This window comes from Pseudooceanicola sp. NS-SX9 (assembly GCF_057380705.1).
Genome location: NZ_JBXXRN010000004.1, coordinates 88,482 through 103,463, shown reverse-complemented (window position 1 = coordinate 103,463; position 14,982 = coordinate 88,482). Strand labels below are relative to the sequence as shown.

At 69.3% G+C, this 14,982-nt stretch carries 12 protein-coding genes; all 12 read left to right on the top strand.

Annotated elements, in window-relative coordinates; genetic code table 11:
- Nucleotides 1–75 precede the first annotated feature (75 nt).
- Nucleotides 76–372 (top strand): DUF3467 domain-containing protein, encoded by a 297-nt coding sequence (locus AC2ITM_RS20410; protein WP_486470252.1) that lies wholly within the window; start codon nucleotides 76–78, stop codon nucleotides 370–372.
- Entirely contained in the window at nucleotides 372–2,243 is a 1,872-nt protein-coding gene (locus AC2ITM_RS20405; protein WP_486470251.1) for a GAF domain-containing protein, read from the top strand. The genes AC2ITM_RS20410 and AC2ITM_RS20405 overlap by 1 nt, the downstream gene beginning before the upstream one ends.
- Before the next feature lie 3 nt (nucleotides 2,244–2,246).
- Nucleotides 2,247–4,388: a PqqD family peptide modification chaperone gene (locus AC2ITM_RS20400; protein WP_486470250.1), complete on the top strand. Its 2,142-nt coding sequence runs from the start codon at nucleotides 2,247–2,249 to the stop codon at nucleotides 4,386–4,388.
- On the top strand, nucleotides 4,381–6,390 hold the full coding sequence (locus tag AC2ITM_RS20395; RefSeq protein WP_486470249.1) for a preprotein translocase subunit SecA: 2,010 nt from the start codon (nucleotides 4,381–4,383) through the stop codon (nucleotides 6,388–6,390). Before AC2ITM_RS20400 ends, AC2ITM_RS20395 begins: the two co-directional genes overlap by 8 nt.
- On the top strand, nucleotides 6,387–7,145 hold the full coding sequence (locus tag AC2ITM_RS20390) for a hypothetical protein (protein WP_486470248.1): 759 nt from the start codon (nucleotides 6,387–6,389) through the stop codon (nucleotides 7,143–7,145). Before AC2ITM_RS20395 ends, AC2ITM_RS20390 begins: the two co-directional genes overlap by 4 nt.
- Nucleotides 7,136–8,026 (top strand): hypothetical protein, encoded by an 891-nt coding sequence (locus AC2ITM_RS20385; RefSeq protein ID WP_486470247.1) that lies wholly within the window; start codon nucleotides 7,136–7,138, stop codon nucleotides 8,024–8,026. Before AC2ITM_RS20390 ends, AC2ITM_RS20385 begins: the two co-directional genes overlap by 10 nt.
- Before the next feature lie 94 nt (nucleotides 8,027–8,120).
- Entirely contained in the window at nucleotides 8,121–9,023 is a 903-nt protein-coding gene (locus AC2ITM_RS20380) for a radical SAM protein (protein ID WP_486470266.1), read from the top strand.
- An 82-nt stretch (nucleotides 9,024–9,105) separates the two neighbouring features.
- Entirely contained in the window at nucleotides 9,106–9,870 is a 765-nt protein-coding gene (locus AC2ITM_RS20375; protein ID WP_486470246.1) for a SapC family protein, read from the top strand.
- Nucleotides 9,870–11,339: a tryptophan halogenase family protein gene (locus AC2ITM_RS20370; RefSeq protein ID WP_486470245.1), complete on the top strand. Its 1,470-nt coding sequence runs from the start codon at nucleotides 9,870–9,872 to the stop codon at nucleotides 11,337–11,339. The genes AC2ITM_RS20375 and AC2ITM_RS20370 overlap by 1 nt, the downstream gene beginning before the upstream one ends.
- 145 nt (nucleotides 11,340–11,484) lie before the next feature.
- Complete coding sequence (locus tag AC2ITM_RS20365) at nucleotides 11,485–12,432, top strand: TAXI family TRAP transporter solute-binding subunit (RefSeq protein WP_486470244.1); 948 nt, start codon at nucleotides 11,485–11,487, stop codon at nucleotides 12,430–12,432.
- Between the two features lie 55 nt (nucleotides 12,433–12,487).
- On the top strand, nucleotides 12,488–14,581 hold the full coding sequence (locus tag AC2ITM_RS20360) for a TRAP transporter permease (protein ID WP_486470243.1): 2,094 nt from the start codon (nucleotides 12,488–12,490) through the stop codon (nucleotides 14,579–14,581).
- A complete protein-coding gene (locus AC2ITM_RS20355) occupies nucleotides 14,578–14,958 on the top strand; it encodes a DUF1850 domain-containing protein (protein ID WP_486470265.1) in 381 nt (126 codons plus the stop codon). The genes AC2ITM_RS20360 and AC2ITM_RS20355 overlap by 4 nt, the downstream gene beginning before the upstream one ends.
- Nucleotides 14,959–14,982 lie beyond the last annotated feature (24 nt).

Below are 14,982 nucleotides of genomic sequence, written 5' to 3'. Positions count from 1 at the left end.
GCGCCCGCTGATCTGACCACAGTCGGCGGCCCCTTCGGGAGGGGGGCCGCCGCCATCATGACCGGGGAGGGCCACATGGCGAAAGACGAAACCGAGGCACAGGGCGACCGCAAGTCGATGGTGGTCTGGAATGACGAGGCGATGGCGACCAGTTTCGCCAATGTCGTCAACGTTCAGGGCACCCGCGAACAGGTCGAGGTCTTCTTCGGCACCAACCGCAGCTGGAACCCCGCCGATGCGGGGCCCCTGCGGGTCGATCTGACCAACCGGGTGATCATGACGCCCTTTGCCGCCAAGCGGCTGCATCAGATCCTGACCGGCGTGCTGCGCGAATACGAGGCCCGGCACGGGATCCTGAAGGTCGACGACTGATGGAGGACGGGCTGGGGATCCCCGGCGCGGCAGAGGTTCCAACGCGCGGCACGCCGCACCCCTGGCGCGCCCTTGGCCGCACGCAGGACCTGCCCGAGGCCGCCCGCGCCTGGGCGCCTCTGATGGCCGCCCAGGTCGAGGGGGCCGAGGGCGCCAGCGTCTTCCTGACCGACCCAGAGGGCGGCCGCCCCCGCGCCGCCGCCCATTGGCCCGAGGCCCGCATCCCCTCGGGGCTGGTGCTGGCCGCGGCCGAGGATGCGATGACGGGCGATCGTGGCGTGGTGCGCGGCGCGGTGGGCGATGACGGGCGGCCCTCGGGCGGGCTGGTGGCCTTGGCCTGTCCACTGACGATCGAGGGGCAGGTGCAGGGCGCCGTGACGCTGGAAATCCTGCCCGAGGACGCGGCCGAACTGCGCGAGGCGATGCGTCGCCTGCAATGGGGCGCGGCCTGGATGCGTGATCTGGCGCGGCGGCAGGTCATGCTGGCGGACCGCCACCGCCATGACCATGCCATTGCCGCGCTGAACGCGGTCATTGCCGTGGCCGAACGCGACGACATCGCCACCGCCGCCCGGGCCGCCGCGACCGATCTGGCGACGCGCTTTGGCTGCGACCGGGTCTCGGTCGGGTTCCGGCGGCTGGGGTCGTGCCGGGTGGTGGCGATTTCCCATTCGGCGCAGTTTTCCCGGCAGATGAACCTGATCCGCCTGCTGGGCGCCGCCATGGACGAGGCCATCGACCAGCGCGGCCCCGTCCTGTGGCCCGCCGAGGACAGCGCCGATCCCGTTGCCGCCCACCGTCACGAGGCGCTGGCGCGGGCACAGGGCACCGGCCATGTGATCACGGTGCCGCTTTATGCGCTTGGCCATTTCATCGGCGCCATCACCTTCGAACGCCCCCAGGATACCCCCTTCACCCAGGACGAGCTTGAGATCCTCGAGGCCGTCACCACCGTCCTTGCCCCCGTGCTGGACGAAAAGCGCCGGGGCGACCGCTGGCTGCTGACCAAGCTGGCCGAGGCCGGCGCGCGCCAGTTCACCCGCGTCTTCGGGCCGGGCTATCCGGGGCGCAAGATCGCGCTGCTGGTACTACTGGCGGGGGCCGGGTTCTGCTGGTTTGCTGTGGGGCCGGACCGGGTGTCGGCGCAGGCGCAGGTCTCGGGGCGGATCCAGCGCACCATCGCCGCCCCCTATGACGGCTTCATCGCCGAGGCCCGCGCGCGGGCGGGCGATCCGGTGCGTGCCGGGCAGCTTCTGGTGCAACTGGATGACCGGGAGATGGCGCTGGAACGGCTGCGGCTGGTCACCGAACGCCAGCGCCAGCAGATCGAATACGACCGCGCGTTGGCCGCCCGGGACCGCTCGGAAACCCAGGCCCGCCGGGCCGAGATCGCCCAGGCCGAGGCCGAAATCGCGCTGATCGACAAGCAGCTGGCACGCGCCCGGCTGAGCGCGCCCTTCGACGGGCTGGTGATCTCGGGCGATCTGAGCCAGAGCATCGGCGCCTCGGTGGCGCGGGGCGATGCGCTGCTGACGGTGGCGCCCACGGGGGAATACCGGCTGGTGCTGGATGTCGATGAACGCCGCATCGCCGATGTGCATCCCGGCCAGACCGGCACGCTGGTCGCGACCGCCCTGCCCGAAAGCAGCTTTGCCTTCGCCGTCACCCAGATCACGCCGGTCGCGGATTATGCCGATGGCGCCACGACCTTCCGGGTCGAGGCCGCGTTTTCCGGCGACACTGCCGCGCTGCAGCCCGGGATGGAGGGGGTGGCCAAGATCGACGCCGGGCAGCGCCGCCTGATCGCCATCTGGACGCAGCCGATGACCGACTGGGCGCGGCTCTGGGCCTGGCGCTGGCTGGGGGGGTAGGCTGTGGCGCAAGGGTTTCTCAGCCAGGACTGGTACCGCGTCGCGCCGCTGAAACCGCGGCTGCGCAGCCATGTCCAGATCCACCGGCAACGCTTTCGCGGTGCCACATGGTTCGTCGTGCAGGACAGCCATTCGGGCCGCTACCACCGCCTGAGCCCCGCCGCCAACCTGATGCTGTCGCTGATGGACGGCCGCCGCACCGTCCAGAGCCTGTGGGAAGCCGCCTGCAGCCGCTTTGACGACGATCCCCCCACCCAGTCCGAGGTCATCCGCCTGCTGGCGCAGCTGCACGGATCCGACCTGATCGCGGGCGACATGGCCCCCGACATCGCCGAACTGGGCCGCCGCCATCACGACCAGAGCCGCAGCGCGATGATCGCGCGGCTGAGGAACCCTCTGGCGTTGCGGCTGCCGCTGTTCGACCCCGATGCCTTTCTGGACCGGACGGTGGGGCTGGTGCGGCCGCTTTTCACGATCTGGGGGTTCCTGGGCTGGCTGGCGCTTGTGATCACAGGCGTGACGCTGGCCGTGCTGCATGGGCCGGAACTGCTGGGCGGGGTCATCGACCGGGTGCTGACGGCGGAAAACCTGGTGCTGATCGCGCTGGCCTTCCCATTGGTCAAGGCCATCCACGAGATGGGCCATGCCTATGCCACCAAGGTCTGGGGCGGCGAGGTGCACGAGATCGGCACCATGTTCCTGGTCTTCGTGCCGGTGCCTTATGTCGATGCCTCGGCCTCGGCCGCCTTCCCGGAGAAATGGCGCCGCGCGGTGGTGGGGGGCGCGGGCATCATGGTGGAACTGGCGCTGGCCGCCATCGCGATGATCGTCTGGATCAATGTCGAACCGGGGCTGGTGCGGGCCTTTGCCTTCAACGTGATGCTGATCGGGGGCGTCTCGACGCTGCTGTTCAACGGCAATCCGCTGCTGCGCTTCGACGGCTATTTCGTGCTGACCGACGTGGTGGAAATCCCCAATCTGGGCCAGCGGGCCTCGGGCTATTTCTGGTATCTGGTGCAGCGCTACCTGCTGGGGGCGCAGGGCGTCGAAAGCCCCGTGACCGCGCCGGGAGAACGCGGCTGGTTCCTGTTCTACGCCATTGCCGGGTTCTGCTACCGGATGTCGATCTCGGTCACGATCGCGCTGGTGGTGGCGTCGAAATTCTTCTTCATCGGGGTGCTGCTGGCGGCCTGGGCACTGTCGAACGTGTTCCTGTTCCCGGCCTGGAAGGGGCTGAAATTCCTGCTGACCAGCGGATCCTTGCGGGGCCGCAGGCTGCGGGCGCTGGCGGTCAGCGGGGCGGCCGTGGCGGGGGCGCTGGCGCTGGTCTTTGCCCTGCCGCTGCCGCACCGGACGCTGGCCACCGGCGTGCTGTGGCTGGAAGAGGACCAGATCCTGCGCGCCGCCACCGATGGGTTCGTGGCCGAAGCCCCCGTGTCCGAGGCCGCCGTCACCGCCGGCACCACCCTGCTGCGGATGGAGGACCCGATCCTGTCGTCGGAACGCCGCCTGGCCCGCGCCCGGCTGGAGGAAGTCCGGCTGAAGCTGGCGGGTGTCGCCGGATCGGACGCGGTGCAGGCCAAGCTGCTGCGTGAACAGGTGCTGCATCTGGAAGGCCGGCTGAGGCTTTATGACCAGCGCGCCGCCGCCCTGACGGTGAGCGCGCCGCGCGATGGCCAGGCGGTGATCCCCGGCGCTGCCGATCTGACGGGGCGGATGCTGCACAAGGGCGCCGTGCTGGGCTATCTGGTGCCCGAAGACGCCCGCCGCTACCGCGTGGCGGTGCCGCAGCAGACCGCGGAACTGGTGCGCGCCACCGACCGCATCAGCCTGCGGCTGGAACGCGCGCCGCAGACCCAGATCCCCGCCCGCATCGCCGGCCTGTCGCCCGAGGGGGTGATGCAGTTGCCCTCGCGCGCGCTCTCGACCGCGGCGGGGGGGCCCTTTGCCCCCGATCCCGCCGACCCCGAGGGGCGCCGCACCGTGCAGCGGCTGTTCCTGTTCGATCTGGCGCCGCTGGAGCCCACCGGCCTGCCCTATGTGGGCGAACGGGTGCAGGTGCGCTTTGACCATGGCGACGAACCGGTGGGCCGCCGCATGGGGCGCGCCCTGCGGCAACTGTTCCTGAAGCGCTTCCATGTCTGAGCTGGGCCTGATCCCCCCGCGACGCCTGTCGCTGCCGCGCATCGCCACCTATGCCGAACGCCCCGATGCCGAGGACAGCCGCCTTGATCGCGTCACGCGGCGGCTGGCGGGTCTGGCGATGGCGCGTGCGGCCGGGCTGCGGGGGCAGGCGCTGCGGGCGATCCTGCCCGCGACGCAGGCCCATGGCGATCGTATGGCCGCGCTGTCGGATGCCGAACTGCAGGCGCTGGCGCAGACCCTGCGCGCCCCCCTGCGGCAGGCGATGGCGCAGGGCGTGCCGCGTGCCCGGGACCTGGGCCCGGTCTTTGCCCTGCTGCGCGAGGCCGCCCACCGGACGCTTGGGATGCGCCACTACGACGTGCAGCTGCTGGGCGGCTATGCCCTGCTGCGCGGCACCATCGCCGAGATGCGCACCGGCGAGGGCAAGACACTCTGCGCCACGCTGGCCGCCTGCACGATGGCGCTGGCGGGGGTGCCGGTGCATGTGATCACGGTGAACGACTATCTGGCGCAGCGCGACCGCGACCTGATGCGGCCGCTCTATGATCTGCTGGGGCTGTCGAGCGCCGTCGTGCAGGCGGGCCAGTCCGGGGACGAGCGCCGCGCCCTTTACCGCGCCGATATCGTCTTTGCCGCCAACAAGGAAATCGCCTTCGACTACCTGCGCGACCGCATGGTGCTGCGCCGCACCCCCGGCAACCTGCGCCGCAAGCTGGAGCGGATCTCCGGCCAGCGGGACACCGGGCTGCGGATGCGCGGCCTGCATTTCGCCCTGATCGACGAGGCGGATTCGGTCCTGATCGACGAGGCGCGCACGCCGCTGATCATCTCGGGCCAGGCAGAGGGGGCGGGCAACCAGGACCCGGCCTTTCTGGCGCGCGCGCTAAAGGCCGCGCGGGCGCTGGAGCAGGGGCGCGATTACCGCATCCACAGCAACGAACGCCGGATCGAGATCACCCCCGAAGGTGCCGAACGCCTCGAGATCATGGGCCAATACGCCTCCGGCCCGTTCCGCGTCGCGGTGATCCGGGACCATGCGGTGGTGCAGGCGCTGTCGGCGCTGCATCTGTTCCGGGCCGACAATGATTTCGTCATCCGCGACGGCAAGGTGCAGATCGTCGACGAGAACACCGGCCGCATCCAGCCCGACCGCAGCTGGTCCGAGGGCCTGCACCAGATGATCGAACTGGTCCACGGGGCCCGGCCGACGGATCCGCGCGAAACCCTGTCGCGCATCACCTACCAGCGGTTCTTTCGGCGCTATCAACGGGTTGGCGGGATGACGGGCACGGGCCTCGATGCCGCATGGGAGCTCTATTCGGTCTATGGGCTGGGCGTGGTGCGGATCCCGCCGCACCGCGGCGACCGGCGCAGCTTTGGCGCCGACCGGGTCTTTGCCACCGGGGCCGAGAAATGGCAGGCGCTGGCCGCGCGCACCGCCGCGTTGCAGGCAAGCGGCGCGCCGGTGCTGATCGGCACGCGCTCGGTCGCGGCCTCGGGGCAGGTCAGCGCGGCGCTGCGGGCCCGTGGCATCGCGCATCAGGTGCTGAACGCGGTGCAGGATGCCGACGAGGCGCAGATCGTCGCCCGGGCCGGGCAGCGCGGCGCGGTGACGGTGGCCACCAACATGGCCGGGCGCGGCACCGACATCAAGCTGGCCCCGGGCATTGCCGATCTGGGCGGGCTGCATGTGCTGCTGAGCGAACGCCACGACAGCCGCCGCGTCGATCGCCAGCTGGAGGGGCGCTGCGGCCGGCAGGGCGATCCGGGCCGGGTCGAGCGCTTTCTCTCGCTGGAGGACGAGCTGATGGCCCATCAGGGCGCCCGCTGGAGCCGCCGCGCCGCGCGCCTGCTGCGCCATCTGGGCCCCGGCGCCGCGGCGCTGGCCTTTCGCGCCCGTCAGCGCCGGGTAGAACGGATGCACGGGCGGATGCGCCATGACCTGCTGGCCTCGGACCGCGGCCTCGGCACGCTGCTGGCCCTGTCGGGAGAGGCCGAATGACCCTGGCCCGCCCCTTGCTGGACGCCCTTGAAGGCATCGAACGCCCGCTGCTGCGGGAATATTCCGTGAAGGTCATCGGGGACGAGCTGCGCGACGGCCGCTTTCTGGTCAGCTTTCCGCGCGGGGCGCTTGGTCCCGGGCCGTCGCGGGTGCTGGCGGGGCTGCTGAACCGCCTCGAGGCGCCGCCCCGGGGGCTGGCGCAGATCCTGCCGTTGCAGAGCCGCGCCAGTGCGATCCATTTCGGCTATGAACCCGAGGCCCGCGCCGAGGTGCTGAAATGCTACCTGGAATTCCCGCCCCCCGACCGGCCAGAGCCTGGGCTGGCCTTCCTGGCGCTGAAATGGATCCCCGGCGGCGCCCATGCGATCAGCCGCTACCACGATCCCGGGCCGCTGGACGGGCCGGGACTGCACCGCCGGATCACCTCTGCCCTGCCCGAAGGCCCCGTCCGGCAGGCGCTGCTGATGCTCGCCACCCTGCCCGGCCCCCTGCCCCTGCTGGAGGTGACAGAGCCCGGGTCTGTGCGCTGTTCGCTGGATCTGAACCTGACGGCGCTGCAGGCGCGGGTCGGCGATCATCGGGCGGCACTGTCGGGGCTGCTGGGCCCTGCCGCCCGCGACTGGCTGCGGGATCACGCCGGATCGCGGCTGGATCACGTGGCCGCCGGCACCGCCCGCGACGGGCGCGCCTTTGCCACGCTCTATCACGGGGTCGAACGTGTCACCGGCCCCTTGGGGGAACCCTCATGCACCTGACCGCCCCCGACTGGTCGCTGGCCGACCGCCTGCACCCGGCCCGCCGGGCGGATCCGACGCGCGACTTCTGCCTTTGGCCCTATGACCCGCCGCGCCTGCCGGGGGCGGACAGCTGGCAATCCTCGGCGCTGCTCTATCACTCGTTCGCCGCCGCCGGACTGTCTGCGAAGATGCTGGCGGTCTGCGACGCGCTGATCGCCGCCAATGGCCCGTTCAACACCGTCTGGGGCCTGAAACACGTCGCAGGCCGCCTGAGTTGGGAGTTCTATTTCTACGATTACGCCCGGCTGGAGCGCCGCTTTGACACCCGCGCCCTGGCCCGGGCGCTGCAGGGGCTGATCCGCATCGACGCCCCCCTGAGCGGCGACGACCGGCCCTATTTCATGTTCTCGATCGAGATCGGCGCCGAGGAACTGGCGGGCAAGCCGGTCGATCAGCTGGACCTCTATATCGGCAATCCTGGCAGCAGCGTGTCTTCGGGGATCTGCTACGGGCTGACCCGCGCGGGCTGGGAAATGCGAAATTTCTACTTTTTCTTCAATGCCCTGACCGAGGCCCCCGCGATCCGCCAAAAGCTGGCGGAAACCGCCCATGCCGGCCAGCCGCTGGGCGATCTGTCGCCCTGGCTCTGGCCCGGGATCACGCCACAGACGCTGGTTGTCGCCAACAAGCGCGCGGCCGACGGGATCTATTTCTCGCGCATAGCGGCGGGGCAGACGGCGGATTGTCTGGACCGGCTGGGCTATCCTGACGCCATCCGGGGGTTCTTCCGCGACAACCTGGCGCGGTTCTCGCATCTGCTGTTCGACATCGGCTATGACTGGCACTGCCGCGACGGTCGGATCCTTGCCACGAAAGGCAGCGTCTATGGCCTCGTCTGAGCCCCGCGACCCCGCCCTTGCCGCCCGCCGGGCGCTGGATCTGCCCGGCGTGCGCGCCGGCGTCACCACCCCCGGGCCGCTGCAGGGCCCGAAGCTGTCGCTGCGCGATCACGCTGATTACGTCAGCGTCACGATGGAGTTCCGCTGCAACCTGAAATGCGTCCATTGCATGATCGAGGGCACGATGGACCGCCTGCAGGCGACGCCGCCGCCATTGTTCGACAAGGTGCTGCAGGAACAGCGCGACCACCACCGCTGGAAGGGGCTGATCCTGACCGGATCCGAGATCACCCTGCGCGCCGACCTGCCCCGGCTGGCCGAACGCGCCCGCGCCGCGGGCTTTGCCCGCGTCCGCATCCAGACCCACGGGATGCACCTGGGGCGGCCGGGCTATGCGGCGCGGCTGCGCAGTGCCGGGGTGAACGAATTCTTCGTCTCGGTCGCGGGGGCAGACGCCGCGCAGCATGACGCGATCACCCAGGTGCCCGGTTCCTGGGAAAAGATGATGCACGGCCTGGCGCTGCTGGATGACGACCCCGAGGTCCGGCTGCTGACCAATACCGTGGTCACAAGCCTTTGCTATCAGGACCTTCCGGCGCTGGTCGCGGCGCTGTCGCATCTGAAGCGCCTGGTGCAGATGGAGTTCTGGAACTTCTTCCCCATGGCCGAGACCGACCCTCGCGGGCTGATCGTGCCGCTGTCCGACCTGCTGCCGCCGCTGCGCCGGGCGATCCGCGAGGCCCGCGCCCTGGGCCGCCATGTCGAGGTCAAGAATGTCCCCGAATGCCTGATGGGCGATCAGCGCGACGCGCTGGTCAATGCCCAGCCGCTGCTGATGATCGACCCGGCCTTCTGGCAGGAATTCGACCGCAACGGCTTTTACCAGTGCCCGCACCGCGCCGCCTGCGGCGCCACCGAATGCCTGGGCCTGACCCATGCCTATATCGCCGCCCATGGCGACGAGGCCGCGCGGCTGCATCCCTTGCCAAAAGGTTGAATTTGACTGGTCACGCACAGCTTTCGCGGTTAGCCTTTCCGCAGGGACAACCCAGAATGGCATTTCCGAGGGAGGATTTTCCGTGGCCAAGCAGCTGATGATCTACGAACGCGCCGTGCCGGTCTCGTCCGAGCGGCACCGCGACTGGTCGCTCCAGGCGGGGCGCTCCTACAGCTTTGCGCGCGAGGTCAATTCCGTGCCGCTGCTGGCGGCCGAATTCATCTCGGCCGCGACGGATTACGCCATCGTCTTTGCGGGCGACGCGCAGAACATCTTTCCCACGGTGATCCTGGGGATGCGCGCCAATGAAAACGCCAATGTCGCCGCCGATGGCAGCTGGACCGGCGGCTATGTTCCGGCCTTCCTGCGCCGCTATCCCTTCGTCTTTGCCCGCGCCCAGGACGGCAAGACCTTCACCCTGTGCATCGACGAGGAATTCGAGGGCTTCAACAAGGACGGCCGCGGCGAGCGCCTGTTTGATGCCGATGGCAACCGGACCCGCTATCTGGAAACCATGCTGACCTTCACCCGCGAATACCAGGGCCTGTTCGACCGCACGCAGCTGTTCTGCAAGCGCCTGAAGGACAACGATCTTCTGAAACCCGCCCAGGCCCAGTTCAGCCTGCCGGGGGGCGAGCAGACGCAGCTGGGCGGCTTCTTCACCATCGACCGCGACAAGCTGAAGGCGCTGCCACCCGAGACGCTTGCCGCGATGGCGCAGACGGACGAGCTGGAGCTGTGCTACATCCACATGCAATCGCTCAACAATCTGACGCCGATGGCCCGACGGGCCGCCGCCGCGCAGGCCGCAGCACCCGCCCCCGAGGCCGAGACCGAAGACGCCTGATGCGCGTGACCGTGGTGGGCGGCGGCTCGGCCGGCTGGATCGCCGCCGCCACCCTGCAGGTGCATCTGAACGGGACCGGCCCCGGGCCGGTCCTGATCAGCGTGGTCGAAAGCCCCGAAACGCCCCGCATCGGCGTCGGAGAGGCGACCATCCCCACCTTTCGCGACATGCTGCGCCGCTTCGGCCTGGCCGAGGCCGATGTGCTGCGCGGCTGCGATGCCAGTTTCAAGCACGCCATCGCCTTCGACGACTGGTCCGGCCCCGGCAGCCGCTGCCTGCATCCCTTTCACCGCCACGCCCTGCCGCGCGACATTGTCGCGCGCTGGCTGGCGGGCGACGGCCAGATCCCCTTTGCCCGGATCGCCAGCGCCCAGCCCGACCTGATCGCCGCCGACCGTGCCCCCCGCGCGGCCGAGGGGCGCGATTACACCGGCCCGGTGCCCTATGGCTATCACCTCGATGCCGAGAAATTCGCCGGGCTTCTGGCGCGGCACCTGCAGGGGCAGGGCGTGCGGCACATCGAGGCCCATGTGACCCAGGTCGAACGCGCGGCCTCGGGCGATGTCCTTGCCCTGCAGACCCGCGACGCCGGGCGGCTGGAGGCCGACCTGTGGATCGACTGCACCGGTTTCCGCGCCCGGCTGCTGGGTGATCGCGGCTGGGTGGGCTATGGCGACCGACTGCTGTGCGACCGCGCCGTGGTGATGCGCATCCCCGAGCCCGACCCCGCCTTCACCCCCCGCCCCTACACCCGCGCCCGGGCGCTGGATGCGGGCTGGAGCTGGGACATCGGCCTGCGCGCGCGGCGGGGGCGCGGCTATGTCTATTCCTCGGCGCATCTGGACGATACAGCGGCCGAAGCGGCGTTGCGCGCCAGCGAAGGCCATCCCGACCTGCCCGTGCGGATGATCCCCTTTGCCCCCGGCCGCCGCCCCGCGCCCTGGCAGGGCAATGTCGTGGCGCTTGGCCTGGCCGCGGGGTTCCTGGAGCCGCTGGAAAGCACCGGCCTGTATCTGGCCGATTACGCCGCCCGCGTCCTGTGCGAGATGTTCCCCCCCGCGCCGCATCTGCCGATGGCCCCGCTGGCGCTGCGCTACAACCAGCTGCTGGCCGAGATGCACGACGACCTGGCGGATTTCCTGGCGCTGCATTACGCGGTGGCGCAGCGCCGCTACACGGCATTCTGGCGCGATGCCGCGGCAGCCGCGCAACGCACCGAACGCCTGGCGCATCTGCTGGCGCTGTGGGAGCTTCGGCCGCCTTCCTTCGCGGATTTCTCGGCGCGGTTTTCGCCCTTCAGCCCCGCCGCTTACGAGTTCATCCTGCTGGGCATGGGCTGGCGCCCCAAGGCTGCGGCTCCTGGCCCCGCGCCCTTCGCGCCGCCCATGCAGGCGCTGACCCGGCAGATCCTGTCGCAGCTGCCTGACCATGGCCAGGCGCTGCGCCGCCTCGCCCCCGAACCCGCCTGAACGCGGGGCAGATTTCTGCCAGACCCCGGGCAGAACGCCGCGACGAAATCCGCACCCCGGCGCAAAAACCCATTGCATACAAGCGAGTCCACCCCAACAATACCCGCACGACGTGCGCCCTGACGCACCGTAACGGGAGGACATCATGATCAGAACCCTTGGGCTCGGCGCCTTGCTCGCCGGCAGCCTTGCCATTGCTGCACCCGCCGCTCAGGCAACCGAATTCATCAACATCCTGACCGGGGGCACCTCGGGCGTGTATTATCCGCTGGGCGTCGCCCTGTCGGAAATCTATGCCCAGAACATCCCCGACGCGAAGGCACAGGTGCAATCCACCAAGGCCTCGGTCGAGAACCTGAACCTGCTGCAGCAGGGCCGCGGAGAGATCGGCTTTGCCCTCGGGGATTCGGTCAAGGATGCCTATGAGGGCAATGCCGACGTGGGCTTTAGCAAGCCGCTGACCAAGCTGCGCGCCATTGCCGCGATCTATCCGAACTACATCCAGATCGCCGCCACCGCGGCCTCGGGCGCCAAGACGGTGGCGGATCTGAAGGGGATGAAAGTGTCGGTCGGCGCGGCGAAATCCGGCACCGAGGTCAACGCCCGCAAGATCCTGGGCGCCATGGACATGACCTACAAGGATCTGGGCAAGGTCGAATACCTGCCCTTCGCGGAATCCGTCGAGCTGATGAAGAACCGCCAGCTGGATGCGACGCTGCAATCCTCGGGGCTGGGCTCGGCGGCGCTGAAGGACCTCAGCTCGACCCAGGACGTGACCTATGTCTCGGTCCCGCCCGAAGTGGCCGAGAAGCTGGGCGCGCCCTATGCCTCGGGGATCATCCCGGCGGGCACCTATCCGGGGCAGGATGCCGACATTCCGACGCTGACCATCACCAACATCCTGGTCACCTCGTCGGATGTCTCGGACGAACTGGCCTACCAGATGACCAAGCTGCTGTTCGAGCACCTCGACCAGATGAAGGCGGCCCATGCGGCAGCGGCGGCGATCGACATCAAGGATGCGGTCAAGAACTCGCCCATCCCGCTGCATCCCGGCGCGATCAAGTACTACAAGGAAATGGGCCTGATGTAAGGCCCGCGCAGGCGGCCCCTGCGGGGGCCGTCTTCCGCCCTGGGAGAGTATCCACATGACCGAACAATCACAGACCTCTGCCGCGGCGGAGACCGCCGATCTGCACGATCCCCTCGCCGAGAGCTTTCCGGCCGGGACCGTGGGCCGGTTCCTGTTCTGGCTGGCCGTGGTGTTTTCGGCCTATCAGATCGCCATCGCGGCGCACGTGATCGACCTGCCCAGCCAGGTGATGCGGGCGGTGCACGTGGGCTTCCTGATGGCCATCGGCTTTCCGCTGCTGGCCATCGCCAAGAAGATGGGCCCGGTGTCGAAGGCGCTGTGCTGGGTGCTGGCGGCCGCCGGTGTCGCCGTCGCGGCCTACCAGTGGGTCGAATACACGCCGCTGCTGTTCCGGGCGGGCGATCCGAACCTGCCGGACCTGATCATCGGCTGCATCGCGATCTTCTGCGTCTTTGCCGCCGCCTGGATGCTGATGGGCCCGGCCCTGCCGATCATCTGCGCCTTCTTCCTGGCCTATGCCTTCCTGGGGCAATATGCCCCCGGCCCCTTCCAGACCCGCGGCTATGCCTTCGAACAGGTGGTCGAGCAGATCGCCTATGGCACCGAAGGCATCTACGGTATTCCGACCTATGTGTCGGCCACCTACATCTTCCTGTTCATCCTGTTTGGATCCTTCCTGGAAAAGGCCGGGATGATCAAGCTGTTCACCGATGTCTCGCTGGGGCTGGTGGGGCACCGGATGGGGGGCGCGGCCAAGGTTTCGGTACTGTCGTCGGGGCTGATGGGCACGATCTCGGGGTCCGGGGTGGCGAATGTCGTGACCACCGGCCAGTTCACCATCCCGCTGATGAAGCGCTTCGGCTACCGTTCGGCCTTCGCCGGGGGCGTCGAGGCCACGGCCTCGATGGGTGGGCAGCTGATGCCGCCGGTGATGGGCGCGGTGGCCTTCATCATGGCCGAGACCCTGGGCGTGCAATACATCGAGGTCGTCAAGGCGGCGCTGGTGCCGGCGATCCTGTATTTCGCCGCGACCTTCTGGATGGTGCATCTTGAGGCCGGCAAGCAGGACCTGCGGGGCCTCGCACCCGACCAGATGCCCTCGGCGCGCAAGGCGCTGCGGGAAGGCTGGTACCTGATCCTGCCGCTGGCGGTGCTGGTGTGGTTGCTGTTCTCGGGCTACACGCCGCTTTTCGCGGGCACCATCGGGCTGGCGATGACCGGCCTGCTGATCCTGGGCACGGCGGTCGCGATGGGCATGTCGTCGATGGTGATCCGGGTGGTGTTCTGGATCGCGCTTGGCCTGTGCGCGGCAGCGTTCTTCAAGGTGGGGATCAATGCGCTGCTGCTGATCCTGGCGGTGCTGGTGGTGGTCAATGCCTTCTCGAAGGGCGGCCGCGAGACGCTGGCGATCTGCCGCGACAGCCTGGCGGATGGCGCCAAGACCGCGCTGCCGGTGGGGATCGCCTGCGCGCTGGTGGGCGTGATCATCGGCGTGATGACCCTGACGGGGGCGGCGAACACCTTTGGTCAGTTCATCGTCAGCGTCGGCCAGAACAGCCTGTTCCTGTCGCTGATCCTGACCATGATCACCTGCATCATCCTTGGCATGGGGATCCCGACGATCCCGAACTACATCATCACCTCGTCCATCGCGGGCCCGGCGCTGCTGGCCCTGGGCGTGCCGCTGATCGTCAGCCACATGTTCGTCTTCTACTTCGGCATCCTGGCGGACCTGACACCGCCGGTGGCGCTGGCGTGCTTTGCCGCCGCCCCCATCGCCAAGGAAAGCGGACTGAAAATCAGCATGGAGGCCATCAAGGTCGCCGCCGCGGGCTTTGTCGTGCCCTTCATGGCGGTCTATACCCCCGCCCTGATGCTGCAGGACGGCGGTGCTCTGGCCACGGACATCGGCTACTGGCCCGCCGTCGCCTATGTCGTCGTCAAGGCGCTGGTGGCGCTCGGCCTCTGGGGCGTTACCGTGATCGGCTGGCTGGGACGCCCGCTGAAACTGTGGGAACGCGCGCTGGCCATGGTCGCGGCCTTCACCCTGGTCGCCGCCCTGCCCGTCACGGACGAGCTGGGCTTTGCCCTGGCGATCCTCTTCGGGGTCAACCTGTGGTGGCGGCGCAAGCCCCCGGTGGCGGCGTGACCGGCTGCCTGATGGCGGGGGCGATGGTGATCGCCCTCGGGGGCTCGGGGCAATTCACGCTCGACTGGACCCATTCGGTCGAGCGTGAAGACTGGCGCGAGACCTGGGAAGTCACCGAAACCCACCGCCTGCACCTGGTCGAGGCGGCGGTGAAGGGATCGGGCGCCGGGATGGAGCCCGGCCCGGGCGGCCATTTCGCCGACGGCTGGTGGATCTGGACGCCGACGCTGAAACCCGTGCCCTCGCTGACGCTGGCGGCTTCGGGGGATACGCCTTCGGCCTGGCACCTGTGCACGGCGCAGGGCTGCACCGATCTGGGCGCCACCGCCCAGGCCCCGATCCACCTGGCGCCCTGTACGGATCGTGCGGGGAACTAGGCTGCACCGGCCCCGGCGCCGCTC